General features: G+C 59.6%; 20 protein-coding genes. 15 read left to right on the top strand and 5 right to left on the bottom strand.

The window, feature by feature from the left end; all coding sequences use genetic code 11:
• Positions 1-173: 173 nt before the first annotated feature.
• Both larA and larD read left to right on the top strand, forming a co-directional pair.
• Entirely contained in the window at positions 174-1,451 is a 1,278-nt protein-coding gene (larA, locus tag ACESWY_RS00100; protein ID WP_373092924.1) for a nickel-dependent lactate racemase, read from the top strand.
• 49 nt (positions 1,452-1,500) lie between these two features.
• Positions 1,501-2,232 carry a D/L-lactic acid transporter LarD gene (larD, locus tag ACESWY_RS00095; RefSeq protein WP_152067525.1) on the top strand — a complete coding sequence of 244 codons (732 nt, stop codon included), beginning with the start codon at positions 1,501-1,503 and terminating at the stop codon, positions 2,230-2,232.
• 319 nt (positions 2,233-2,551) lie between these two features.
• On the opposite strand, the gene ACESWY_RS00090 is transcribed toward larD, so the two are convergent.
• From ACESWY_RS00090 to serB, 4 genes are all read right to left on the bottom strand, one after another.
• Entirely contained in the window at positions 2,552-3,091 is a 540-nt protein-coding gene (locus ACESWY_RS00090) for a TetR/AcrR family transcriptional regulator (protein WP_373092926.1), read from the bottom strand.
• A gap of 2 nt (positions 3,092-3,093) precedes the next feature.
• Entirely contained in the window at positions 3,094-4,011 is a 918-nt protein-coding gene (larC, locus tag ACESWY_RS00085) for a nickel pincer cofactor biosynthesis protein LarC (protein ID WP_373092928.1), read from the bottom strand.
• Positions 4,012-4,021: 10 nt separating this feature from the next.
• Positions 4,022-4,804, bottom strand: coding sequence for a nickel pincer cofactor biosynthesis protein LarB (gene larB, locus ACESWY_RS00080; RefSeq protein WP_161115466.1), 783 nt, complete (start codon positions 4,802-4,804; stop codon positions 4,022-4,024).
• Between the two features lie 114 nt (positions 4,805-4,918).
• Positions 4,919-5,554, bottom strand: a complete 636-nt coding sequence (gene serB / locus ACESWY_RS00075) for a phosphoserine phosphatase SerB (protein ID WP_373092931.1) — start codon at positions 5,552-5,554, stop codon at positions 4,919-4,921.
• A gap of 256 nt (positions 5,555-5,810) precedes the next feature.
• On the opposite strand from serB, the gene aspS reads away from it, so the two are divergent.
• The 13 genes from aspS to ACESWY_RS00010 all read left to right on the top strand — a co-directional run bounded on the left by aspS (position 5,811) and on the right by ACESWY_RS00010 (position 23,121).
• Positions 5,811-7,598 (top strand): aspartate--tRNA ligase, encoded by a 1,788-nt coding sequence (gene aspS / locus ACESWY_RS00070; protein ID WP_373092933.1) that lies wholly within the window; start codon positions 5,811-5,813, stop codon positions 7,596-7,598.
• Between the two features lie 356 nt (positions 7,599-7,954).
• Positions 7,955-8,203, top strand: coding sequence for an HPr family phosphocarrier protein (locus ACESWY_RS00065; RefSeq protein WP_171025131.1), 249 nt, complete (start codon positions 7,955-7,957; stop codon positions 8,201-8,203).
• 188 nt (positions 8,204-8,391) lie between these two features.
• Complete coding sequence (locus ACESWY_RS00060) at positions 8,392-8,634, top strand: FeoA family protein (RefSeq protein WP_022094360.1); 243 nt, start codon at positions 8,392-8,394, stop codon at positions 8,632-8,634.
• 39 nt (positions 8,635-8,673) lie between these two features.
• Positions 8,674-8,895, top strand: a complete 222-nt coding sequence (locus ACESWY_RS00055) for a FeoA family protein (protein ID WP_006234774.1) — start codon at positions 8,674-8,676, stop codon at positions 8,893-8,895.
• Between the two features lie 123 nt (positions 8,896-9,018).
• On the top strand, positions 9,019-11,346 hold the full coding sequence (gene feoB / locus ACESWY_RS00050; RefSeq protein WP_373092938.1) for a ferrous iron transporter B: 2,328 nt from the start codon (positions 9,019-9,021) through the stop codon (positions 11,344-11,346).
• A gap of 175 nt (positions 11,347-11,521) precedes the next feature.
• Positions 11,522-11,722, top strand: a complete 201-nt coding sequence (locus ACESWY_RS00045) for a hypothetical protein (RefSeq protein ID WP_035136858.1) — start codon at positions 11,522-11,524, stop codon at positions 11,720-11,722.
• A 144-nt stretch (positions 11,723-11,866) separates the two neighbouring features.
• Positions 11,867-12,946 (top strand): substrate-binding domain-containing protein, encoded by a 1,080-nt coding sequence (locus tag ACESWY_RS00040; RefSeq protein ID WP_373092942.1) that lies wholly within the window; start codon positions 11,867-11,869, stop codon positions 12,944-12,946.
• Positions 12,947-13,406: 460 nt separating this feature from the next.
• On the top strand, positions 13,407-14,834 hold the full coding sequence (uxaC, locus tag ACESWY_RS00035; RefSeq protein ID WP_373092944.1) for a glucuronate isomerase: 1,428 nt from the start codon (positions 13,407-13,409) through the stop codon (positions 14,832-14,834).
• 50 nt (positions 14,835-14,884) lie between these two features.
• Positions 14,885-16,390: a glycoside-pentoside-hexuronide (GPH):cation symporter gene (locus tag ACESWY_RS00030; protein ID WP_368145783.1), complete on the top strand. Its 1,506-nt coding sequence runs from the start codon at positions 14,885-14,887 to the stop codon at positions 16,388-16,390.
• A 78-nt stretch (positions 16,391-16,468) separates the two neighbouring features.
• On the top strand, positions 16,469-17,983 hold the full coding sequence (locus ACESWY_RS00025) for a tagaturonate reductase (RefSeq protein ID WP_373092947.1): 1,515 nt from the start codon (positions 16,469-16,471) through the stop codon (positions 17,981-17,983).
• Positions 17,984-18,061: 78 nt separating this feature from the next.
• Positions 18,062-19,546 (top strand): UxaA family hydrolase, encoded by a 1,485-nt coding sequence (locus ACESWY_RS00020; protein ID WP_373092949.1) that lies wholly within the window; start codon positions 18,062-18,064, stop codon positions 19,544-19,546.
• Positions 19,547-19,753: 207 nt separating this feature from the next.
• Positions 19,754-20,971, top strand: a complete 1,218-nt coding sequence (locus ACESWY_RS00015; RefSeq protein ID WP_373092951.1) for an FAD-dependent oxidoreductase — start codon at positions 19,754-19,756, stop codon at positions 20,969-20,971.
• A 200-nt stretch (positions 20,972-21,171) separates the two neighbouring features.
• Positions 21,172-23,121 (top strand): oxidoreductase, encoded by a 1,950-nt coding sequence (locus tag ACESWY_RS00010; RefSeq protein WP_373092953.1) that lies wholly within the window; start codon positions 21,172-21,174, stop codon positions 23,119-23,121.
• A gap of 202 nt (positions 23,122-23,323) precedes the next feature.
• Here ACESWY_RS00010 and ACESWY_RS00005 read toward each other — a convergent pair whose 3' ends face one another.
• Complete coding sequence (locus ACESWY_RS00005; RefSeq protein WP_373092955.1) at positions 23,324-24,415, bottom strand: ATP-binding protein; 1,092 nt, start codon at positions 24,413-24,415, stop codon at positions 23,324-23,326.
• Between the last annotated feature and the right edge of the window lie 368 nt (positions 24,416-24,783).

Here is a 24,783-nt window from a genome sequence, read left to right as displayed (position 1 = left end):
TCGCCTTACGACTGTAGCGGCCGCGGTCCCGTTTGGGGTCGCGGCCGTTTTGTTGTGGGTCAAATATGAACGTTGTGTTAATGAGTCGGTGGACGGTGGTGTTTTTCGGTGAGCGGCGTATCCTTCCAACGGTTTATCTAGTGTGTCAGTTGAAAGGAAGAGGGCGCTCGTCATTGTTTGAATGTGAACTACCGTTTGACCACAAGACGTTGCATCTGGAGCTCGGGGATAAGAACTTCGCGGGTGTGATGGAAGGTCATCAAAACGAGTTTAAGACCACGAAATCGCAGGAAGAGCTGGTAGAGGAGTCGCTTGCCAACCCTTATGGCTCGCCGTCGCTCGAGGAGCTTTGTGCTGGCAAGAAGGATATCGTCATCATTAGCTCCGACCATACGCGTCCCGTTCCCTCGCGTGTGACGATGCCTATTCTGCTGCATCACATCCATTCCGCTGCGCCCGAGGCTCGCGTGCGCATTTTGGTTGCTACGGGTATGCATCGTCCGTCGACGCATGAGGAACTCGTCAACAAGTACGGCGAGGAGATCGTTGCCAACGAGGAAATCGTTATGCACGTCGCGACCGATGACAGCATGATGAAAAAGATCGGCACCCTGCCTTCTGGCGGCGAGTGCATCATCAACAAGATTGCTGCCGATTGCGATCTGCTGCTTGCCGAGGGCTTTATTGAGCCGCACTTCTTTGCCGGTTTCTCTGGTAGCCGCAAGTCCGTCCTGCCTGGCATCGCCAGCTACAAGACCATCATGTACAACCACAACGGTCAGTTTGTGAACGATTCCCATTCGCGTGCCGGCAACCTGTGCCACAACCACGTGAGCGAGGACATGTTTGCCGCTGCCGAGATGGCTCACCTTGCCTTTGTGCTCAACGTGGTGCTCAACGGCAAGCACGAGGTCATCGGCTCCTTTGCCGGCGACATCCACAAGGCGCACGAGGCTGGCTGCGAGTTCGTGAAGAGCCTTGCCGGCGTTGAGCCCGTCGAGTGCGAGATTGCCATTACCACCAACGGCGGCTACCCGCTCGACCAGAACATCTATCAGGCCGTGAAGGGCATGTGCTCTGCCGAGGCTACGCTTCCCGAGGGCGGCGTGATCATCGACGTCGCCGGCTGTGCCGACGGTCACGGTGGCGAGGGCTTCTATCACAACATCGCCGACAACGATCCGGCGGAGTTTGAGCGTGCCTGCATCGACCGTCCTAAGGACGAGACCCTGCCCGACCAGTGGACGAGCCAGATCTTTGCCCGCATCCTGGCGCATCACCCTGTGATCATGGTCACCGACCTGTGCGATCACCAGATGATCAAGGATATGCACATGACGCCGGTCAACACCCTCGATGAGGCGCTCAAGCTCGCCTTTGAGATGAAGGGTGCCGATGCCAAGGTGGCCGTCATTCCCGATGGCCTGGGCGTTGTCGTCGCACAGCACTAGTACGCGGCCTAAACGAATCGTTTATAACCGACAAGAAAGATAAGGTTTTATGCTTACCAAACTCCTCTGCGAATTCGGCGCAACGGCCCTCATGATCATCTTTGGCGTGGGTGTGCACTGCGATACCGTGCTTAAGGGTACCAAGTATCAGGGCTCCGGCCATATGTTTGCCATCACCACCTGGTCCTTTGGCATCTCGGTCTGCCTGTTTGTCTTTGGCGGTGCCGTGTGCATGAACCCCGCCATGGTGCTTGCCCAGTGCATCGTCGGCCTGGTGCCGTGGAGCAGCTGCATCCCCTTCATGATTGCCGATATGCTCGGCGGCTTTGTGGGCGCTGTAATCGCTTGGCTTATGTATGCCGATGAGTTCAAGGCTTCCGAGGGCGTCGTCGACCCCATTGCCCAGCGCAACATTTTCTCGACCAACCCCACCACCGAGGGTACGAACTATGCCCGTAATTTCTTCTGCGAGGCTATCTGCACCTTTGTGTTCATCAGCGCCATCCTTGCTGCTGCTAGCCGCGCTGGCGAGAACGTCCTGATGCTCGCCATCTGCGTTGGCCTGATCGTTTGGGCTGTTGGCATGGGCATGGGCGGCATCACCGGCTTCGCCATGAACCAGGCTCGTGACCTTGGTCCTCGTATGGCCTATCAGGTGCTGCCGATCAAGAATAAGGCCGACAACAACTGGAAGTATGGCCTGCTTGTTCCTGGCATCGCTCCGTTTGTCGGTGCCGCTCTGGCCGCGCTGTTTGTGCATGGTTTCTTGGGCATGTTCTAGTCTGAGGCTACATAGTTGTCCGCTGGCCGCATGGGGTAACTTCCCAGCGCGTCCTCGGACATGCAAAAAGGCTCGCTGCGCACTTCGTGCGGCGAGCCTTTTTGCGTCCTGCGGAATGCGCTGGGAAGTTACCCCATGCGGACAGCTGCGGGATCTTTGTTGCGTTCGTACAAGCAACCCAATATATATCTGAATTTGGATGGGAGGGGCTTGTTGCTGGTAGGGGCGTTGGGCTTCTGTCGACACTTTGGGATGGATTGTGCTTTGGGTTGGGGCGGCGCTTTGAGATGAGGTCGGAACTTTGGGATGAGGGGTTTACTCAGTTGAAGAGAGGCTTAATGGCTGATAGGTAGTCTTTGGCTACGTCGGCTTTGGCTGCTTGGAAGTTGTGCCAGGCCCACCATTGGACGGTTGCTACGAAGCTTGAGGCTATGTGGTGTAGTAGGAAACTGCGGTCCATGGTGCCGGCGGGGCCTGAGGGGTCGACGGGCACGGTTTCGGCTGCTCGCGACATGATGGTCTTGCGTAAGCAGTCGGCGAAGACGCGTGAGCCGGCGCCAGCTACCAGCGCTCGGACGCCTTGGCGACGTTCCCAGAGGTTGTTGAGGATATGCTCGACTTGTACGAGCGGATCATCGAGCGGTGTGCCATCGTCGTCGAGGGCGTGGGTGCAGATGTCGCTCACGAGTTCGGACAGTAGGTCATCTTTGCTCTTGAAGAGGCCGTAGAATGTCGCGCGGCCTACATGAGCACGCGCGATGATGTCGCCGACGGTGATCTTGCCGTAGTCCTCCTCGCGAAGGAGCTCGGAAAATGCTGCGACGATGGCGGCGCGGCTTTTGGTTTTGCGGGCATCCATGGCTATGCGTCCGCGTGAACGAGCAGGCAGCGGAGCGTACCGGAGCAACCCTCGTAGGGACGCTTGCCGGCGCCGTAGCCGACGGCTTCGATGCGGTAGCGTGAGGGCAGCTGGTCGGACGTACGCAGCGCGGTGACGATGGCGGCGCCCGTCGGCGTCACGAGCTCGCCGGCGACCGGTGCAGGCGTGAGGGCGATATTGCCCGCCTGACACAGGTTGACGACAGCGGGGACGGGAATGGGCATGAGGCCGTGGGCGCAACGGATGGTTCCGTGGCCCTCGGAGAGCGACTCGACCACGATATCCTCAATACCCAGATCGTCGAGGCAGATGGCGACAGAGCAGACGTCGACGATGGAGTCGACGGCGCCCACCTCGTGAAACAGGACGGTGTCGGGCGTTTTGCCGTGAGCCTTTGCCTCGGCATCAGCGAGTACGGAAAAAATGGCGAGGGCACGACGCTTGGCACCATCGCTTAGCCGTGAGCCATCGATGATGGCAGTGACATCCGCCAAAGAACGATGGTGATGGTGGTGGGCGTGATGATGACCCTCGTGGCCATGGCCGTGGGTCTCATGGTCATGCTCGTGGCAGTGCTCTTGTTCGTGCTCGCCATGGTCATGATGGTGGTGCTCATGCTCGTGCGTGTGCTCGACGGCTGCTTCGTTGCCGTAGAGCCAGGCCATATCGTGATCGTGGTTCTCGAGCTCCTCTGCAAGCTGGACGTCGAAATCGCAGGCGTCGATGCCATGCTTGTTTACGCGCGTGACGGCGATCGTAAAGCCGTCGACCGGCAGTGTGGCGAGCTGTTTGCGCAGGTGCTCCTCGCTGGCGCCCAGGTCGAGCAGGGCCGCGACGGTCATATCGCCGCTGATGCCCGAGGTGCCGTCGATGATAAGCGTGTGCTGATGATTGGACATGGAATGCTCCTTAGCGGGCGCGGGGTGTGCCGGCGCTCAGATGATTGATAAGACTTGCCTGGTAAGCGGCGCCAAAGCCGTTGTCGATATTGACGACCGATACGCCGCTGGCACAGGAGTTGAGCATGGCGAGCAGTGCGGCTACGCCACCAAAACTTGCGCCGTAGCCCACGCTGGTGGGAACGGCGATGACCGGACAGCTCACCAGGCCGCCGATAACGCTCGCCAACGCGCCCTCCATGCCGGCGATGGCGATGACCACCTGTGCCTGGGCAAGTTCCTCGGCATGCGCGAGTAGGCGGTGCAGGCCGGCGACGCCTACGTCGTAGAGGCGGTCGACCTCGTTGCCATAGAACTCGGCCGTCAACGCGGCTTCCTCGGCGACGGGCAGGTCGCTCGTGCCGGCGCAGGCGACGACGATGCGTCCGTTGCCGGTAGGGGAGGGCTTGCCGCCCACGAGGGCGAGCTGCGCGTCCGGGACATATCCCAGGTCGATGCCGTTGCCGAGGAGCTCCGAGGTGCGGGCTGCCTTTTCGGCATCCAGGCGCGTGACCAGGATGCGCTCCTGGCCGGCATCGCGCAGCGCTTCGATAATGGCGGCAATTTGCTCGGCGGTTTTACCGGCACCGTAGACAACCTCGCCGGCTCCCTGGCGCACTCCGCGCGAAAGATCGAGCTGCGCAAAGCCTAAATCGGCGGTCGGAGCCGTCTGGATGCGTGTGAGGGCGTCGGCAGGGGTGACTGATCCGCCGGCAACATCGCTCAGTAGCTGCTCTAGATCTCGCTTATCCATATATGTTCCCTTCGACGGCGCAAAGTCTAGCACTCAAAGGGTATGTTTCCGAACACTAAGATAAAATTGTTCGGAAACTATAGGACAGACTGATTCAATTGTTAAACGGATCGGCTAGTCACGCAGGATGATATCCATGGCGAGCATCAGGTTGCGCTCGTCGATGGCAAACGGGGCGGCCTCGCGCGTCTTGGGCTTGGCGCAAAACGCGATGCCCATGCCCGCGGCCTGAATCATGGGGATGTCGTTGGCGCCGTCGCCGATTGCCACGGTATGGGCCATGTCGACACCGCACTCAACTGCCCAGTCCAGCAGCTGGATGAGCTTGGACTCCTTGGTCACAATGTCGGCAGCTAACTTACCGGTGAGCTTGCCGTCCACGACCTCCAGACGATTGGCCAGACAAAAGTCGATACCCGCGGCAGCCACGATCTTGTCGGCGACCTCGCGGAAGCCGCCGCTTACCACGCCGACCTTCCAGCCCTTGCTGTGCGCCGAGCGCACAAGCTCTAGCGCGCCGGGGGTAAATGTCACGCGCTCAAAGGTGCGCTCGAACACGCTCTCATCCAAGCCGGCAAGCAGCCCCACGCGCTCCTCAAGCGCCTGCTTAAAGTCGAGCTCGCCGCGCATAGCGCGCTCGGTGATTTGCGCAACTTGCTCGCCCACGCCGGCCTCCTCGCCCAACAGGTCGATGACCTCCTGGTTGATGAGCGTGGAGTCGATATCCATAACAATGAGGCGTGCAGTCATGACGGGCCTTTCCAAGTGCTGTTTTATTGGGGCATATTGTCGCACGTGAATAGCGCGGGCGGGTGCCGCGGTGCGTCAATTGTTTCGTCTCCGTCAAGTCTTTGGGCAGGAGCTACTTTTTCGCGGTACATCGACACAGGTGCGATAAGATAGAACGCCATGTCTGGCTGCGCGGTTTACGCAGGCTGGGCAAATCTGTACGACGCCGCCCGGAACGACACGGGGCGGCACAGATCCATAAAGGAGGATCACTGGTATGAGCCAGACCCGTCCCATCGATGAGCATTCCATGCACACCCGTACCTGCGGCGAGCTTCGCTTCGAGAACGTGGGCGAAGAGGTCACCCTCACCGGTTGGGTGAGCCGTCGCCGCGACCACGGCGGCCTTATCTTCTGCGACCTTCGCGACCGCGAGGGCATCACGCAGCTCACCTTCGACCCCGAGCACTCCGATGGCGATGCCTTTAAGATCGCCGAGACCATGCGTCCCGAGTGGCCCATCAAGATTCACGGCGTCGTGCGCGCCCGTGGCGAGGAGACCACCAACACCAAGCTCGCGACCGGCGAGATCGAGGTCCTGACCGACCACGCCGAGGTGCTCAACACGTCCGTCACCCCGCCGTTCCAGATCGAGGACGGCATCGAGACCAGCGAGGACACTCGCCTGCGCTATCGCTATCTGGACCTCCGCCGTCCCGAGATGATGGCCAACCTCAAGCTGCGCTCCGACTTCACCTTTGCCATTCGCGAGGCGCTGCACAACCGTGAGTTCATGGAAGTCGAGACGCCCTCCCTGTTTAAGTCCACGCCCGAGGGCGCCCGCGACTTCATCGTTCCCAGCCGTATTCAGCCGGGCAACTTCTACGCCCTGCCGCAGTCCCCGCAGCTCCTGAAGCAGCTGCTCATGGTCGGTGGCGTCGAGCGCTACTACCAGGTTGCCAAGTGCTTCCGCGACGAGGACCTGCGTGCCGACCGTCAGCCCGAGTTCACCCAGGTCGATATCGAGATGTCCTTCGTGGACCAGAACGACGTCATGAGCGCGCTCGAGGAGGTCCTGGCCGACGCCTTCGGCCGCATGGGTGTCGAGATGCCCACGCCGCTGCGTCGCATGGACTACTGGGATGCCATGGACACCTATGGCTCCGACAAGCCCGATACCCGCTATGGCATGCACCTGGTCGACCTGACCGACATCTTTGCCAACTCCAAGTTCAAGGTCTTTGCGACTGCCGCAAACGAGGAGGGCTCTGTCGTCAAGGCCATCAACGCCAAGGGCGCTGGTGCCTGGGCACGTGCCAAGATCGATAAGCTTGCCGGCGTGGCCTCCACGTTTGGCGCCAAGGGCTTGGCCTGGATTGCCTTCCGCGAGGACGGCTCCATCAACAGTCCCATCGTCAAGTTCTTCTCGGACGAGGAGATGGCGGCTCTGCGCGAGCGCATGGACGTCGAGCCCGGCGACCTTGTGATGTTCGCCGCCGGCCCGCGCCTGCTCTCTGACGAGATCCTGGGCGGCATGCGTTCCCACATGGCCAACGCGCTCGAGATCAAGCGCGAGGGCCACGACTTCCTGTGGGTCGTCAACTTCCCGCTGTTCCATTGGGACGAGGACCGCAAGGCCTATGCTGCCGAGCATCAGCCCTTTACCCTGCCGACCGAGACCGACATCGCCAAGATCGAGGCCGATCCGCTGGCGGCCGGTTCGTGCACCTACGACTTTGTCATGGACGGCTTTGAGGCCGGCGGTGGCGGTATGCGTATCCACAACGCCGAGATGCAGATGTCCATGCTCAAGCTCCTGGGCTTTACCGAGGAGCGCGCCGAGTCTCAGTTTGGCTTCCTCATGGAGGCCCTCAAGTTTGGTGCGCCCCCGATGGGCGGTTTCGCTCTGGGCCTGGACCGCGTGTGCATGCTGCTCACCGGTTCCGACTCCATCCGCGACGTCATGGCGTTCCCCAAGACGGCCAGCGGCTCCGACCTTATGTCGGGCGCCCCGAGTGCCGTTTCCGGCGCCCAGCTCAAGGACGTCAGCCTGCGCCTGATGTAGGCGAGCGGCTACATAATGCCCACAACGAGGGAAGGACGCGTGCCTTCCCTCGTTTTTTATGCGCCGAGGTTGTGAGGGCATGGGGTGACCGGACGTCGAGGAAGCTGCGTCCCGGAATTTGCGTCCAGAATGGGATGTACTTTCCGCCAGGGTCGCTCAGCGGAAACTGCGTCCCAGAATCCAGCCAAATAACGGGTCGCACTTTCCGGTTGAGCCTTCTGGCGGAAACTGTGTCCCATCATTGACGCTCGAAATGGGATGCGATTTCCGTCCCGCCCTCAACAAGCATCTAACGCTACAATAACTACCACGTGGCTGGGTTTGCCGGCCGAATGTGCGATGTCGTGGGAGGGGACATGGTCGAGTTTACAAAGACGATTAAAGATCCGTTGGGATTACATGCCCGCCCGGTTGCGCTGCTCTATGACATCATTGCCAAGCATCGTAGCGACGTGTCAGTCAGCATCGGCGATCGCCACACGGATGGCCGCGATGTCATGGGACTCATGGCTCTCTACGGCGAGTGCGGCGAGGATGTTGTGTTCCGCGTTTCGGGCGTGGATGAGGCTTCCTGCGTTACGTCGATCAGAAATCTCTCGCTCTAGGCATGATAGGGCGCGGTAAAGGATGGTCCTTTGCCGCGCCTTTTTGTTTCGTATAGGAAACTTTTTCGAAATCTGAATGGGGACCCTTTCCAAAAAGTTAACCGCGTGCTAGTTTACTAAAGCGAACATAGACGTGGTTAACTTTTATCGCGTCGATGTTGAGGACGAACTGACGTTAGGAGCAACTCATGTCTTGCGGACCGCAGATGCCGGCCATGCCGCTTTCGATGGTAAAAGCGGGCGAAACCGTGCGCGTGTCTCGTGTAAAGGGCAATGAGGACATGAAACACCACCTCAAGGACCTCGGCTTTGTCGAGGGCAACGAAATCCACGTGGTGAGCTCGAGTGGTGCCAATATCATCGTCACGGTGCTGGGCGCACGCTTTGGCATCGATTCCAAGGTTGCCATGCACATCATGACCGTCGGTTAGTCCGAAGCATTTCATAAAAACCGAAAGGGGGACAAGAGGATGAAGACGTTGGGTGACGTTAAGGTGGGCGAGAGCTCTACCATCGTCAAGCTTCACGGTGAGGGTGCGCTTCGCCGCCACCTTATGGACCTGGGGCTCATCAAGGGCACTTCGTTCAAGGTCGTGAAGGTCGCGCCGCTCGGTGATCCGGTCGAGATCAACGTGCGCGGCTACGAGCTTTCCATCCGCAAGGAGGAGGCGGCCGTCGTCGAGGTCCAGTAAGGGCTCGCGGCGTATATTTCTGCAGATAAAGTTAGGTTTTTCTAACTTAATGCTGCAACTTTGAAGCACATTATCCAGCCTGCGCGGAGAAAGCAGCGCAGGCACACAAGGAAGAAGGATTGAATGGCGGATTCTCAGATCCATGTCGCGCTGGCGGGTAACCCCAACTGCGGCAAGACCACGCTTTTCAACCTGATCACCGGCGCCAACGGCTACGTTGGCAATTGGCCCGGCGTCACGGTTGAGAAAAAGGAAGCCAAGCTCCTAAGCGACAAGAACGTTACCATCACGGACCTCCCCGGCATCTACTCGCTTTCCCCCTACAGCCCCGAGGAGCAGTGCTCGCGCGATTACCTCATGAGCGGCGAGCCCGATGTTGTCGTCCAGGTTGTCGATGCCACCAACCTCGAGCGCAACCTGTACCTGGCGCTTCAGGTTATCGAGACCGGCCTGCCCGTGGTCGTCGCCCTCAACATGGCCGACTTGGTCGAGAAGAACGGTGACAAGATCGACACGGACAAGCTCTCCAAGAAGCTCGGCTGCCCGGTCATGATGATCTCCGCTCTTAAGAACAAGGGCATCAAGGAGCTGTTCGAGCAGGTCAAAAAGTCCGCTGCTTCCAAGGGGCAGGTGCCGGAGCACAAGTTCGACTCCTCCATCGAGGACGTTCTGACGCACATCGAGAACAACCTTCCGGCGAGCGTTCCCGCCAACAAGCGCCGCTATTACGCCGTCAAGCTGTTCGAGCGTGACGCAGACGCCTGCAAGCTCATCAACCTCACCAAGGAGAAGGCCGCTCGCGTGGAGCAGCTGGTCGCCCAGTGCGAGCAGGACTGCGACGACGACGCCGAGTCCATCATCACCGGCGAGCGTTACGGCGTGATTGCCCACATCATTGACGAGTGCCTCACCAAGGCTCCGGCAAAGATGAGCACCTCCGAGAAGATCGACCGCGTGGTTACCAACCGTATCCTGGGCCTGCCGATCTTTGTGGTCATCATGTTCTGCGTGTACTACATCGCCGTTTCTACCTTGGGCGGCACGGTGACCGACTTCACCAACGACCAGCTCTTCGGTACCGACGGTTGGTATGTGCTCGGCCAGGGTCGCGACGCCTACGACGCGGCCGTCGAGGCTGCGGGCGACAATGCCGACTCGGTCGACCCGGCACAGTACGGCCCCTATGTTCCGGGTATCACCACCGTGGTGCACGACGCCCTTGTGGCGGGTGGCACCGAGGACGGCGGCCTGGTCGATTCGCTCGTCTGTGACGGTATCGTCGGCGGCCTGGGCGCCATCTTCGGCTTCGTCCCGCAGATGTTCCTGCTGTTTGTCATGCTGTCCTTCCTGGAGGACTGCGGCTATATGGCCCGCGTCGCCTTCATCATGGACCGCGTGTTCCGCCGCTTTGGCCTGTCCGGTAAGTCCTTTATCCCCATGCTCGTGTCCTCGGGCTGCGGCGTCCCCGGCGTCATGGCCACCAAGACCATCGAGAACGAAAAGGACCGCCGCATGACGGTCATGACCACCACGTTCATTCCCTGTGGCGCCAAGCTGCCGATCATTGCCCTGCTCATGGGTTCCATCATCGGCGATTCTTCCACCACCGCCGCGTGGATCAGCCCGCTCTTCTACTTCCTGGGCGTCTTTGCCGTCATTGCTTCGGGCCTCATGCTCAAGAAGACCAAGCTCTTCGCCGGCCGCCCGACCCCGTTTGTCATGGAGCTCCCCGCTTACCACTTCCCGGCGATCCGCTCTTGGGCGCTGCACGTGTGGGAGCGCTGCTGGGCCTTTATCAAGAAGGCCGGCACGGTCATCTTCGCGTCCACTGTCGTGGTTTGGTTCCTGTCCAACTTTGGTAGCTACAATGGTTCCTTTGGCTTCCTGCCTGCGATGGACGGCATCCCCGAGGAGTTCATGGACTACTCCGTGCTTGCCATGCTCGGCAACCTGGTCGCTTGGATCTTCGCCCCGCTCGGCTTTAGCACCTGGCAGGCCACCGCGCTGACCGTCTCTGGCCTCGTCGCTAAGGAGAACGTCGTCGCCACCGCCGGATCGCTGCTGTCCGTCGCCGACGCGGGCGAGACCGACCCGAGCCTGTGGACCGCGTTTGCCGGCATGTTCCCGACTATGGGCGCTTGCGTTGCCTTTGGCGCATTCAACCTGCTGTGCGCTCCGTGCTTTGCCGCTATGGGCACCATCCGCAACCAGATGGACTCCGGCAAGTGGACCGCGATTGCCATCGGCTACGAGTGCGCCTTCGCATGGGTCATCGGCCTGTTCATCAACCAGTTCTACAACCTGTTCGTGCTTGGACAGTTTGGTATTTGGACGGTTGTAGCCATCGTTCTGCTGGTTGCGATGCTCTTCCAGATCTTCCGTCCCATGCCTAAGCATGTATGGACCGACGAGGACGAGACCAACGCTGCTTCCGCCGCAGTTTCCGCTTAAGTCCGAACAAGGATTAGCCCCTTTCCACGAGCCCGGGTGTCCCAGCGACACTCGGGCTTTTTGATGGGGGAGATGTGGCGTTTCCGCAGATAAAACTGACCAAAATAAACCTGTCCCTTTTTGGTAGGTGGAGAATGGGGTAAAGTAAGTGATGGCTAACTAGAGGAGGCTTGCTATGGCACCTATCGATATTGTTGTACTGGCTGTTATCGGTATTGCGTTTGTCGCGGTATGCGTGCGCATCTACCGCAAGGGCACCTGCGCCGACTGCGCTCAGGGTGGCGTTTGCACGGGGCATTGCTCCAATAAAAAGACCTGTGCCGCACTTAAGGGCGTAGACAAAATCGCCGAAGACTTGGGCCGCGGTATTAAATAAGGTCTAGGCATCCAAGCGCCTCGCGAGCATCCGTTCGCGGGGCGCTTTGCACATTTGGGGGCGAGCGCGGCGAGTTGTAGAGCGATTTTGGGGTATCGTTACCTGTACTGTTAATTGGCAACTTATCTATAACGGAGTATCCCCATGAGCGCTCGCGTAACCATGAAGGACATAGCCGCCGAGCTTGGCGTTTCCATCAATACCGTGCACAAGGCCCTGACGGGTAAGGCCGGCGTGAGCGAATCCGTGCGCTCCAAGGTGAATGCTAAGGCCGAGGCCATGGGTTACCATCGCAATACGAGTGCCTCGAGCCTGCGCCGCAAGGATATCAATCTGGTGTTTTGCCTGCCCCGCGCATCGCGCGAGGGAGCGTACTTTTTCCGTTACCTGTGGGAAGGCTGCAATCGCTTTGAACAGGAGGTCATCGACCGGGGCATTACGGTTGAGCGCGTTGAATTTGGCGTGGGCGGCTACGCTGATGCGCTCGAGCAGATTGATGAGCGTCTGCAGGTGGGCGAGAAGATTGATGGCTTGCTCGCCTATGCGCCGGGCGACGATCGTGCGACTGAGCTTTTGGGGCAGATCGCCGAGGCGGGCGTGACGATTGAGCTTGTCGACGGCGACCGTCCGCATTTGAATCGTTTGGGTGCGAGCTTGGCCGATTATTCGACGGCAGGCAGCCTTATGGCCGAGCAGGCGGCAAACCTGGTCCATGCTTCTGGGGCCGACGCCCGCGTGCTCCTTTTGACAGGCGACCCATATACCGATTCGCACTATCTAACCGCCCGCGCCTTCCACAATTACCTGCGCGAACGTGATATTCCATGGCAGGTTGAGGATCTTGCAGGTGCCCATGCGCAAGTCAAACAACTCGAGCATGAGCTCGAAAAGCGCTTGAGTGCGCCGGACGCCCCTGAACTTATCTGTAGCGTTTTTGCCGTTGGTTCCGAAGTGGTTGCCGACGCGCTCGTCTCGGCCGGCAAGGCCGGTCAGGTCATGGTGATCGGCAACGACCTGTTTCCCGAAAGCGCCCTGGCCTTGCGCCGCGGTATCTTTACCAATATTGTCTATAAGGACCCGACGAGCCTGGCGTATCGCGGCGCCAAGACACTGGGCGATTATTTGCTGTGGGGAAGGACCCCGACGGAGCCCGTCCAGAAGGGCGCCGTCGAGATGGTATTTGCCAGCAATGTCGACCGCTACTGCGAACTTGCGGGTATTTAGCCGATTGAGCAGGTACCCCCTCTTGCGACGTGCATTTTTGGGAGTATTCAGCATTGGCATGCCCTGAATGAGGTGCAGAACGACTGTTTTAAGTGCCCCCGATGGCGTAATTTGCCATCGGGGGCACTTTTTATGCCGATCGGGCGCTATCTGCGTTCCAAATAGGACGCTGAGGATGGCGCACGGCGCGCTCCAATGCTGAATACTCCCAAAAATGTACGTCGGGACATGACCCACCTGAGCAAAAGCGCTCAAGTTCGGTGTTCGGGGACGCCAACCGGTCCGCAATGCATGCAAGTCACAGCTCCGGCAACCGTTGAACGGGCAAAACCTACCGTTCACCCCATGGTTGTTAGGTGAACGTTCACCTTTTGAGTCGTAATGGATTAGTATGGTGAACGTTCACCTAGAGGATGACGAGCGTATTGTGCGCCCGCTCCGCAAACAAAGGGGTTGTTTGATGAAAAACTTCATGGACGATCAGGATTTCCTGCTGAGCACCAAGACCGGCGAGGAGCTGTTCCACAACTTTGCCGAGGGCATGCCCATCGTCGACTATCACTGCCACATTTCTCCCAAGGAGATCTGGGAGGACAAGCGTTTCGAGAACATCACCGAGGTTTGGCTGGGCGGCGACCACTACAAGTGGCGCTTGATGCGTGCCAACGGCGTCGACGAGCGTTTTATCACTGGCGACGCCCCTGCTCGCGAGAAGTTCCAAAAGTGGGCCGAGACCCTGGGTCGCTGCGTTGGCAACCCCGTCTTTGAGTGGAGCCACCTGGAGCTTAAGCGCTACTTTGGCTACGAGGGCGTCCTCAACGGCAAGACCGCCCAGGAGGTCTGGGACCTTGCCAACGCCAAGCTCGCCGAGGCCAGCTTTACCTGCCGCAACCTGATCAAGCAGTCCAACGTCCGCATGATCTGCACTACCGACGACCCCGCCGACAGCTTTGAGTGGCACAAGAAGATTGCCGCCGATGACAGTTTTGACGTTCAGGTCGTTCCCGCCATGCGCCCCGACGCCGCTCTGCGCATCGAGCGCGGCCAGGAGTTCGCCGACTACTGCAAGCACCTTTCCGAGGTTGCCGGCGTTGAGGTCAGCGACTTTGAGGGCATGAAGTCCGCCATCTCCAAGCGCTACGATGTTGCCCACGAGCTGGGCTGCCGCGCCTCCGACCACGCACTCGATTACGTTATGTATGTCCCGGCTACCGCCGATGAGATTGAGACCATCTTTGCCAAGGGCCTGGCTGCCGAGCCGCTCACCGAGGATGAGATCCTTAAGTACAAGACCGCCTTTATGCAGTTTGTCGCGGGCGAGTATGTCCGCCTGGGCTGGGCCATGCAACTGCACTTTGGCTGCAAGCGCGACAACAACCGTGCCATGTTCGCCAAGCTCGGCCCCGATACCGGTTATGACTGCATCTCCAACTACACGCCGTCCGACCAGCTCGCCGATTTCCTCAACTCCATCCAGGAGACCTGCGGCTTGCCCAAGACCATCCTGTACAGCTTGAACCCCATCGACAACACCATGATCGATACCGTCATGGGTTGCTTCCAGGAGGCCCCGACCGCTGGCAAGATTCAGAACGGCTCTGCCTGGTGGTTCAACGACAACGAGGTCGGTATGCGCGAGCAGCTCACGGCTCTGGCCAACGAGGGCGTCCTGGGCAACTTTGTCGGCATGCTCACCGACTCCCGCTCCTTTCTGTCCTATCCGCGCCACGAGTATTTCCGTCGCGTGCTGTGCAGCGTGATCGGCGAGTGGGTTGAGCAGGGCAAGTATCCGGCCGACATGGAGCTGCTGGGCACCATCGTGCGCGATATCAGCTACAACAATTCCGTTCGCTACTTTGGCTTCGATTTGGGCACCGTCGAGGCATAGATCTGTATGTGCTCCGATTGGTGAAATCGGTTGCAAAGGGGAGGGACCATATGGGAACAGGGCAACAGAAAAACGAGCAGATCGTGTCTGCTCAGGCGGATTCGAGATCTATGCAGAGCTCGCAGGATATCAAGCTGAGCTGGCGTGAGAAAATCTGCTATGGCTTTGGCGATTTGGGCAATGGATTCATGTTCGATCTTGGTCAAGCCTATCTGACCAAGTTCTACACTGACATCTGTCTGATTTCGCCGGGCGTAGTGAGCCTGATTTTCGCCGTCACCAAGATTTTCGATGCGTTCATGGACCCGATTGCCGGTGCATTCGTCGACGGTAGAAAGAAGATTGGCAAGCACGGTCGGTTTCGTCCGGTCATGATGGTTTCGGCCGTGATCCTTGCCGTTCTAACCGTGGTGACCTTCACTGCGCCCGATATTCCCATGGCAGGTAAAATTGCCTATGCGCTGATAACTTACATGATCTGGGGCGTCGTATACAGCTTCACCAACGTGCCGTACGGATCTCTGGCCACGGTAATGACGCGTGACGTCGATGACCGCGCGCACATGGCGTCAACGCGCCAGGCCGGTTCGCTTTGCGCACAGCTCATCACGGGCGTAGCGTTCATCCCATTGGTCCTGTTCTTTGCGGGTGGCGACACGCTCGACGGCAATCCGCACGGCTATACGATTGCAGCTGTCGTCATGGGACTGTGCGGCATCGCCGGATTCGCCATCTGCTTTTTGGGAACGCGCGAGCATATCCGTATCGATCGACAGGCCGAGGAGAAGGCTGCGGGAAAGGCCGGCAAGAAGTCGAGCGCATTCAGCACGTATTTCAAGGTCGTTTTCACCAACAAGAACCTGGGAGCAGTTATCCTGCTTACGCTGTTTACCATTTCGGCCATGAACACCAACAACACCATGATGGTGTATTTCTGCCAGTACAACCTGGGTAACATCGCGTTGCAGCCCGTTGTCAACGGCATCATGATCGGAACGTCGGTTGTCGCCATTCTCGCCATCCCGACGCTCGTCAAGCATTTCGGTAAGAAGCGCACGTGCGTCGCCTGCTTTATCGTCGGCGCTGTGGCAAACGGCCTCAACTTCATCCTGCCGACCAATACCGTGACGTTCATCATCTTCGTCACCATCGGCTACGTCGCGCTTGCCATCCCCAACGGTATCACCTGGAACCTGGTTTCCGATGTTATCGATTACGGTGAATGGCACACGGGAATCCGCAAGGAGGGTACGACCTACGCCGCGTTCAACTTTTCTCGTAAGCTTGCGCAATCCCTTGCCGCGATCATTTCCGGCGGCATCCTTGCCCTTACCGGATATGTGGCAAATAAGCCCCAGACGGCCGCCACGCTGCTTGGCATCAAGGGCGCTCTGACGATTTATCCCGCTTGCGCCCTTCTGGTGGCAGCCTTGATCATCTTCGCTCTCTACGACATTACCGAGAAGAAGTTCAATTCCATTTCCAACGACCTGTCGAATGGTCGCTGGGAGCGCGGCAAGATCGGCGAGAGCACTATCGAGACGATCGATAAATAGTCCCGCTGTTTAAACAATCATGAATGCAACCCGGTGCGGCGATGCCGTACCGGGACTTGAGTTGAGAGGAAAACCTCTATGAATAACATCAGCTACGAGACGCTCGAGAAGATCGGCTACGAGGGCTACGTGCTGCCCAAGGACGCCCCCGAGAAGGTCCTGCAGTTTGGCGAGGGCAATTTCCTGCGCGCCTTCGTCGATCGTTTCTTCGATATGGGCAACGAGGCCACCGGTTGGAACGGCAAGGTCGTCATGGTGCAGCCCATCAGCGGTGCCTTCGATTTCGCCGATGGTATCAATGCCCAGGATGGCCTGTACACCGTACTGGTGCGCGGCAAGGAGAACGGTGACACGGTTGACGATTCCCGCGTGATCAGCGCCTGCAGCCGTTGCCTCAATCCGTATCGCGAGGCTGACTACCGTGCCATGATGGAGGTCGCCGTTTCCGACGACCTGGAGATTATCGTCTCCAACACCACCGAGGCCGGTATCGCCTACGATCCGTCCTGCAAGGCCGACGACATGCCCCCCGCGAGCTTCCCTGCCAAGCTTGCCCAGGTGCTCCATGCCCGCTGGGCTGCCGGCAAGCAGGGCGTCATCGTGCTCGCCTGCGAGCTCATCGACCATAACGGCGAGGAGCTGCTGCGCATCATGAACCAGTACGTGAGCGACTGGGGCTGGGAGGACGAGTTTTCGCAGTGGATGGCCAACGACTGCACCGTCTGCACCACGCTCGTCGACACCATCGTTCCGGGTCGCATCCGCGATCCCAAGGAGGCCGCTGCCGTGGCCGAGCGCTTGGGCTATGAAGATCCGTTCTTGGCCGTGCGTGAGCCCTTCCAGATGTGGGGCATCCAGGGTGACGAATCGCTCAAGGAGCGTCTGCCCTTCGTGAAGGCCGGTCTGCCGGGTGTCTTTGTGACCCCCGACGTCACCCCGTACAAGAAGCGCAAGGTCCGCATCCTCAACGGCGCCCACACCGCCTTTGTCCCGGGTTCCTGGGTTGCCGGCTTTGATATCGTGCGCGATTGCATGCACGACGAGACCGTCCGCGGCTTCATGAACACTATGCTCTACGACGAGGTCATTCCGACGCTTGCCGCCGACCTGGATGTCGAGGACTGCAAGGCCTTTGCCGCCGCTGTTGAGAACCGCTTCGACAACCCGTTTATCGACCACGCGCTGCTCTCCATCTGCCTCAACTCCACGGCTAAGTGGCGTGCCCGCGACCTGCCTACGCTCAAGGACTACGCTGCCGAGACCGGCAACCTGCCCAAGTGCCTGGCGACGAGCCTGGCCACGCTCATCTCCTTCTACACGCAGGAGCTCGTGTCCCGCGAGGGCGACGGCCTGCACCTGCGTCGCTCCGACGGCACCGAGTACACCGCTCAGGACGACGCCTTTGTGCTCGACTTCTATGCTGCTCACGCCGGCGCCGACGACGCCGAGCTGGTGCACGATGTGCTCTCCAACGAGCAAATGTGGGGCGAGGATCTTACGCAGATCGCCGGCCTGGAGGAGTTTGTCGTCAACGCTCTCGCCGTCGTGCGCTCCGAGGGCGTCAAGCAGGCGTTCGCGAACGCTCAGGCCTAAATCCTTCTGTACGCCCGCCGGGTAACTGGCGGGCGTCACTCGACTTCTGCTCAACCTGTAGGGTTAGGACTCTTTGTAATGAACACTATCCAGATCAATCCGGCCGACAACGTCATCGTTGCGCTGTCGCCGCTCGCCAAGGGTGCTGCCGTCGAGGTTCCCGGCGTGGGCGAGGTCGTTGCCGCGGAGGATATCCCGCAGGGTCACAAGATGGCCGTGCGCGCCATTGCAGCCGGTGAGGATGTCATCAAGTACGGTCTTCCCATCGGCCACGTGACGAAGGACATTCAGCCCGGCCAGTGGCTGCACACGCACAACGTGAAGACCAACCTCTCGGGTGAGATCGAGTACGCCTACAATCCGACACATCCGGTCGTTGAGCCGGTCGAGGCCGAGACCTTTATGGGCTTCCGCCGTGCCGACGGTCGTGCCGCCACGCGCAATGAGCTTTGGATCATTCCCACCGTCGGTTGCGTCAACGAGGTCGCTCGTGCCATGTGCGAGCAGGCTCAGGGCCTGGTCGAGGGCTCGTTGGAGGGCGTCTATTACTTCCCGCATCCGTTCGGTTGCTCACAGACCGGCGCCGACCATGCCCAGACCCGTCGTCTGCTGGTGGCGCTGTCGCGTCACGCAAACGCCGCGGGCGTGCTGTTCTTGTCGCTCGGTTGCGAGAACTGCACGCATCAGCAGGTGCTCGACGAGCTCGGTGACTTCGATCACGAGCGCGTTCGTTTTCTCACCTGCCAGGATGTAGCCGACGAGCAGATCGAGGGCCACAAGATTCTGTCCGAGCTGGCTGACCTGGCCAAGCAGGCCAAGCGTGAGCCCATTCCGGCCTCAGAGCTGGTTATTGGTCTTAAGTGCGGCGGCTCTGACGGTCTTTCGGGCATTACCGCCAACCCCACGATCGGTCGCGTGAGCGATATGGTCGTCGCCCGTGGCGGCACGTCGGTGCTCACCGAAGTGCCCGAGATGTTTGGCGCGGAGAGCATCCTGCTCGATCGCTGCGAGAACGAGCAGGTCTTTAACGCTGCCTCTGACATGCTTAACGGTTTTAAGGATTACTTTATTAGCCATGGTGAGGTGGTCTACGAGAACCCGAGTCCCGGTAACAAGGACGGTGGCATCACCACGCTCGAGGACAAGAGTTGCGGCTGCGTGCAAAAGGGCGGCTCCGCACCCATCGTCGACGTGCTGCCGTATGCCGGTCAGGTCACCAAGCATGGCCTGAACATGCTGTGCGGCCCGGGCAACGACATGGTATCCACCACGGCGTTGACGGCTGCTGGCTGTCACGTGATTCTGTTCTCGACTGGACGCGGCACGCCGTTTGGTGCACCGGCGCCCACCCTCAAGGTGTTCACCAATCAGCGTCTGTGCGACCACAAGGCCAACTGGATGGACTTTAACGCCGGCGTGATTGCCACAGGCGAACGCACGCTCGACGAGGCTGCCCGCGACCTGTATCAGCTGGTACTGGATACAGCGAGCGGTAAGCTAACGAGTGCCGAGCGCCGCGGCTGCCACGAGATCAGTATCTGGAAAGACGGCGTCTGCCTGTAGAGAGATTCGCCATTCGTAGGGGTGGCGAATCTTTTGATCTCGATGACGGGGCTGCACAGTGGCTCCGTGCGAGGGAAGGGTTGCTACTGCGCGTTTGTGAGATGCTTTTCGGTGGCCTTTTCCGCACTGTTGACGTATCTATGGTTATAAATTCGGGCAAATTGGTTTAAGAAGCCGATTTCGTCCAGGTCGATAGAGGGGAATTGCGTGGCTATCCACATCGTTGAGGAAGCAAATCGCTGTCTGGGCTGCAAAAAGGCGTTCTGTCAAATAAAGGGCTGTCCGGTGCAGACGCCCATTCCGCAGGTTATCGACCTCTTTAAGCAGCGCCGTCTGCAAGAGGCGGGCGAGCTACTGTTCCAGAATAATCCCATGAGCGCGGTCTGCTCCATGGTGTGCAATCATTCGGGCCAGTGCGAGGGCGCTTGCATTCAGGGCCGCAAGGGCGCGCCCGTGCATTTTTCGAGCATCGAGAACTATATCTCCACGGCGTATTTGGACCGCAAAGAGTGGAGACCCGCGCCGTCGCGCGGCAAGCAGGTCGCCGTGGTCGGCTCCGGCCCAGCCGGCATTACCGTGGCAATTAAGATGGCGCAGCTGGGTTGCGCCGTCACTGTTTTTGAGCAGCGGCCCGAGATCGGCGGCGTGCTGGAGTACGGTATCCCCGAGTTCCGTCTGCCGCGTTCGCTCGTGCAAAAGTACCGCCACGTGATGTGCTCGCTCGGCGTGCGCGTTCGCCCCTCGACCACCATCGGCGGTGCGCTCCACATCGACGACCTGCTGCGCGACGGTTACGACGCGGTCTTTGTTGGTACCGGCACCTGGCGAGCTCGAAAGCTGGGTATTCCCGGCGAGTCGCGCGGCAATGTGCTCTTTGGCATCGACTACCTCGTTGACCCCACGAGCGTGGCGATCGGCGAAAACGTGGCCGTAATCGGTGCCGGCAACGTAGCCATGGATGTTGCCCGCACGGCCCTGCGCTCGGGTGCTCGCAAGGTTACCGTGTACGCCCGATCGCGCCATATCTCTGCCATCGATGACGAGGTGGAGCTGACCGAGCTTGACGGTGCCGAGATTGTGTGCGGCAAGGCGATCTGCGCCATCGACGATAACGGTCCGGTGTTCGAGACGGCTATCTTTGACGAGGACAACAACGTGGTGGGCTACGAGGAAGAGCTCGACCATGCGTCTGCCGACACGGTTGTGATTGCGGCGTCTCAGGTGCCCAAGGACAAACTCGTGCTTACAACTGGCGGTCTGGAGACCGACCATCGCGGCCTGCTTTCGGTCGACGAGCACGGCATGACCACCGTGCCTGGCGTCTTTGCCGCCGGCGACGTGGTCAACGGCCCGCTCACCGTGGTCCACGCCGTAGCTGGTGCCAAACTCGCCGTCGAAGGCATGACCACCTACCTGGGCCTTTAACTCCATCCCGCCCATCAGTTGCGGTGAAATACGGACTGATTTGGCTGTCAAAGGCCTTATCTACTCCGTATTCCACCGCAACTTTTTGTGGGGATTGGATTAAAGGCGGGGGAGTGCGAGCGGGGACGGACGCGGCGGTTGCTGATACGATAAGTACGTTAGCAACTGCCGCCGAGCGGCTTAAACGAAAGGAAGCCTGTATGGAGTCCTCTGCCTACCCGATGCTCTTTAGCCCGATCAAGGTCGGTACAACCGAGGTCAAGAACCGCGTCTTTATGCCGCCGGTGTCCACCAACCTGGCCGATCATGGCTATGTGACCGACGACTTGGTCGATCATTACCGTGCCCGCGCCAAGGGCGGCGTGGGCCTCATCATTACCGAGGTCGTGACGGTCGAGCCTACCTATACCTATCTGCCGGGTGACATGTGCTGCTACGACGACACGTTTATCCCCGGCTGGGAAAAGCTCGCCGCGGCCGTCCACGAGTATGGCTGCAAGATCATGCCGCAGCTCTTCCATCCCGCCTACATGGCCTTTAACATTCCGGGCACGCCGCGCCTGATCGCTCCGTCCTTTGTGGGCCCGTCTTACGCCCGCGAGGCACCGCGCCCCATCACGGTCGACGAGATTCACGAGCTCACGCATCAGTTTGGCGACGCTGCCGTGCGTATGCAGAAGGCTGGCGTCGATGGCGTCGAGGTCCATGCGGCGCATGCCCACGGCATGCTTGGCGGCTTTTTGACCCCGCTCTACAACAAGCGTACCGATGAGTACGGCGGCTCGCTCGACGCCCGCATGCGCTTTTTGCTCGAGGTCATCGCCGAGATTCGCGAGCGCTGCGGCAAGGACTTTATCATCGACGTCCGCATCTCGGGCGATGAGTACACTGATGGCGGCCTGACCCTCAACGACATGATCTACGTCTCGCGTCGCCTGGAGAAGGCCGGCGTCGACATGATTCATGTGTCGGGTGGTACCACCATCAAGCGCGGCTCCGCAATTCCCGCCGCCGGTACCCAGCAGGCCTCGCATGCCGCCTGCTCGCGCGAGATCAAAAAGCACGTCAACATTCCCGTCGCCACCGTCGGTCGCATTAACGAGGCCTGGATCGCCGAGGAGCTGATCGAGGACGGCGCTGCCGACATCTGCATGATGGGCCGCGCCAATCTGTGCGATGCCGAGTTCTGCAATAAGGCCGCTGCCGGCAACGCCGACGATATCCGCCCCTGCATTGGCTGCCTGCGCTGCCTGAACGGCATCATGTTCGGCAAGCGCATCTCCTGCACCGTCAACCCCGATGTTGAGCGCGACGAGGCCGGTTACGAGTCTGCCGCCGAGGCCAAGAACGTACTGGTTGTGGGCGCTGGTCCTGCGGGCATGGAGGCGGCGTTCATTGCCGCCAAGCGCGGCCACAACGTGGTGCTCGTGGACAAGCAGGACGAACCGGGCGGCGAGATGCGCATCGCGGCCGTTCCGCCAGCAAAGCAGGAGCTCACCCGCGTGATCAAGTATCAGTACCGTCGTCTGGCCGAGGCGGGCGTGAAGTGCATATTTGGCACCGAGCTTACTGCCGAGGACATTCAGCGTGACTACGCGGGCTACGAGGTTGTCCTGGCTTATGGCGCCGAGCCCATCGCTCCGGCCTTCATGCAGGGCTTTAAGCAGGTCATGACGGCCGACGACCTGCTGGGCGGCAAGGCTTTCCCGGGTAAGAAGATCGTCATCGTGGGCGGCGGCACCGTTGGCTGCGAGACGGCAGATTACCTGGCCCCGCTGGTCAACGACCTGTCGCCGGCCAATCGCGATGTCACCGTTATCGAGATGACCAAGACGCTCGCCGCCAACGAGGGCGGCGCCGGTCGCGCGGTGCTCATCACGCGCATGCTCTCAAAGGGCGTTCACGTGCTGACCGAGGCCAAGGTGACCGAGATTACCGAGGACGCCATCAGCTACGAGAAGGATGGCGAGATCCACACCATCGCCGATGCCGATACGCTGGTGCTTGCCATGGGCTATCGTCCCAATACCAAGTTGGCCGACGACCTTGCCGCTGCCGGTGTTGCCACCCACGTGTTGGGTGACGCCAACAAGTGCGGCAACATTCGCGACGCCATCGGCGACGGCTACAAGGTTGCCTGCGAACTCTAGTCAACCCCTTTGCACCAATCGATTGCAAAAAGCGGCGGCTGCCCTGTGTGTTGGGCAGCCGCCGCCTGCGTTCGACGGGAAGGCGCAGATAGTCCGATTAGGGCCCAGGAGCTCCTTGACCTTGGCGATGATGGCCTCGTCGGTGGCGTTGGCAAAGAAGTGCTCCTGGAACGGTTTTCATCTTGCAGGGCAGTTGTCGTTTCTACAGTTCAGCTTCCAGTTCGGCTTTGTGCTCGTAGAGGTAGTCGCGCATGTAGGGGATGGCAAATGAGACCTTGCCGTACGAAGGAGCCTCGATAATCGATTCTCTTAACAGGCGGCTGCGGACGGAGCTCACCTGTTGAGGCGTTTTGTTTAGGGCGTCGGCAACCATGCTGGTCGAGCTCGTCTGCCCCAAAGACGCCATGCTCAGCAGATAAGCGATGCACGTGGGCGGAATGCGCTGCAGCGCGGGCTCAATCACCATGGCGCAGAAGCGTTCGCGTGCCGTTGCAATGCCGCGCTCGGCTTCTTCTTCTCCAATAATCGGTGTATGTGCGCGTCTTGCCAACTGCCATGCGTAGTATCCAACGAGTTGGATCATGAAAGGATAACCTTGCGTTGCCTCGGCAAGTTGGCCGGCAATACCTGGCTGCAACTCCATGCCAGACGCTTCAATGGTTTCCTCGAGGGAGTACGACACTTCGGTTACTGCCACAGCCTTCAGGTCAAAGGGGAGGGCACGGCGCAAAAACGTAAGTGTCTTTCCGTTGATGATGCTTTCAATCATCGAAGGCAGCCCCGCAAAAACAAAGGCGATATCAAGGTCTTCGCCGATAACCTGCTGAATCGCAATGGAGAGCGTTCGGACCTCATCGAGCTCTGCGTCTTGAACCTCGTCGAGAGTGATGAGCAGGCCATTTTCATTCTTGGATATTGTCTGTCTCATGGCGTCGCGTAGCGATGGGCCGATTCGCTCAATATCTATGCTGCCGATGGATATGCCAGCTACGGTGGGCTCAAATCTGGCGTGTTTGGCCTGGAATTTGGGCTGCAGCTGTTCGAGAATGCGTTGGCAAAGTCCCTCGGTTGCGACCTCTTTTATGACCGTCCAGCCACGGCTTTGCGCCAAACGTGAGCACTCGTCAAGGAGGACCGTCTTGCCCGTTCCACGGACGCCGGCTATGCGCATTAGGCGCCCAGGGGCACCAGGCCCGTTGGTGAGGCCTTCACTGAATTCTTCAAGTACATCTTCGCGGCCGATAATCGTGGGAGGTGTTTTACCTGCTGTGGGCTTAAAAGGGTTTGTTTGCATGTGAGCCACCTTTGCTCAAGATATAGCAAGATATAGCAAAGTATAGCAAGATATAGCAAAGTATAGTGAGATATAGCAACGTATAGCGCTGTTTGCGGGTTCTTACGGTGGTGCTATTTTCCGAATGCCGCGCGGATAAAGCGCTGGGCGAACAGCTTGTTGGCAACTCACGAGGGCTCGGGGTGCCAATTTGGGGTGCAGTAGTGCTGCGCCACGAAAAGGGCCTATCTACTACGTTTAAGCCGCAGGGGTCAACCATAGTCTGCTTTTTCGAAAATCGACAAGCTGTCTACCTGCACTGATAATTGTTCTCGGGGGAAGCGGGCACTGCGGGGCGCGGCAACGGCGCGCGATTTCCGCGTCGCAGC

The sequence above is a fragment of the Collinsella aerofaciens ATCC 25986 genome (assembly GCF_964237925.1).
In the GTDB taxonomy this organism is placed as follows: domain Bacteria; phylum Actinomycetota; class Coriobacteriia; order Coriobacteriales; family Coriobacteriaceae; genus Collinsella; species Collinsella aerofaciens_BJ.
Note: the sequence above shows the minus strand (reverse complement) of the source record. Positions and strands in the feature narration are given on the sequence as shown.

Excerpts from the sequence above, each read along its gene's own strand:
- ACESWY_RS00005 (WP_373092955.1), bottom strand. The coding sequence starts at position 24,415 with ATGCAAACAAACCCTTTTAAGCCCACAGCAGGTAAAACACCTCCCACG.
- ACESWY_RS00040 (WP_373092942.1), top strand. The coding sequence starts at position 11,867 with ATGAGCGCTCGCGTAACCATGAAGGACATAGCCGCCGAGCTTGGCGTT.
- larD (WP_152067525.1), top strand. The coding sequence starts at position 1,501 with ATGCTTACCAAACTCCTCTGCGAATTCGGCGCAACGGCCCTCATGATC.
- ACESWY_RS00060 (WP_022094360.1), top strand. The coding sequence starts at position 8,392 with ATGTCTTGCGGACCGCAGATGCCGGCCATGCCGCTTTCGATGGTAAAA.
- ACESWY_RS00065 (WP_171025131.1), top strand. The coding sequence starts at position 7,955 with ATGGTCGAGTTTACAAAGACGATTAAAGATCCGTTGGGATTACATGCC.
- ACESWY_RS00055 (WP_006234774.1), top strand. The coding sequence starts at position 8,674 with ATGAAGACGTTGGGTGACGTTAAGGTGGGCGAGAGCTCTACCATCGTC.
- larB (WP_161115466.1), bottom strand. The coding sequence starts at position 4,804 with ATGGATAAGCGAGATCTAGAGCAGCTACTGAGCGATGTTGCCGGCGGA.
- aspS (WP_373092933.1), top strand. The coding sequence starts at position 5,811 with ATGAGCCAGACCCGTCCCATCGATGAGCATTCCATGCACACCCGTACC.
- ACESWY_RS00020 (WP_373092949.1), top strand. The coding sequence starts at position 18,062 with ATGAACACTATCCAGATCAATCCGGCCGACAACGTCATCGTTGCGCTG.
- uxaC (WP_373092944.1), top strand. The coding sequence starts at position 13,407 with ATGAAAAACTTCATGGACGATCAGGATTTCCTGCTGAGCACCAAGACC.
- ACESWY_RS00025 (WP_373092947.1), top strand. The coding sequence starts at position 16,469 with ATGAATAACATCAGCTACGAGACGCTCGAGAAGATCGGCTACGAGGGC.
- ACESWY_RS00045 (WP_035136858.1), top strand. The coding sequence starts at position 11,522 with ATGGCACCTATCGATATTGTTGTACTGGCTGTTATCGGTATTGCGTTT.
- serB (WP_373092931.1), bottom strand. The coding sequence starts at position 5,554 with ATGACTGCACGCCTCATTGTTATGGATATCGACTCCACGCTCATCAAC.
- larC (WP_373092928.1), bottom strand. The coding sequence starts at position 4,011 with ATGTCCAATCATCAGCACACGCTTATCATCGACGGCACCTCGGGCATC.
- ACESWY_RS00030 (WP_368145783.1), top strand. The coding sequence starts at position 14,885 with ATGGGAACAGGGCAACAGAAAAACGAGCAGATCGTGTCTGCTCAGGCG.
- ACESWY_RS00090 (WP_373092926.1), bottom strand. The coding sequence starts at position 3,091 with ATGGATGCCCGCAAAACCAAAAGCCGCGCCGCCATCGTCGCAGCATTT.
- feoB (WP_373092938.1), top strand. The coding sequence starts at position 9,019 with ATGGCGGATTCTCAGATCCATGTCGCGCTGGCGGGTAACCCCAACTGC.
- ACESWY_RS00010 (WP_373092953.1), top strand. The coding sequence starts at position 21,172 with ATGGAGTCCTCTGCCTACCCGATGCTCTTTAGCCCGATCAAGGTCGGT.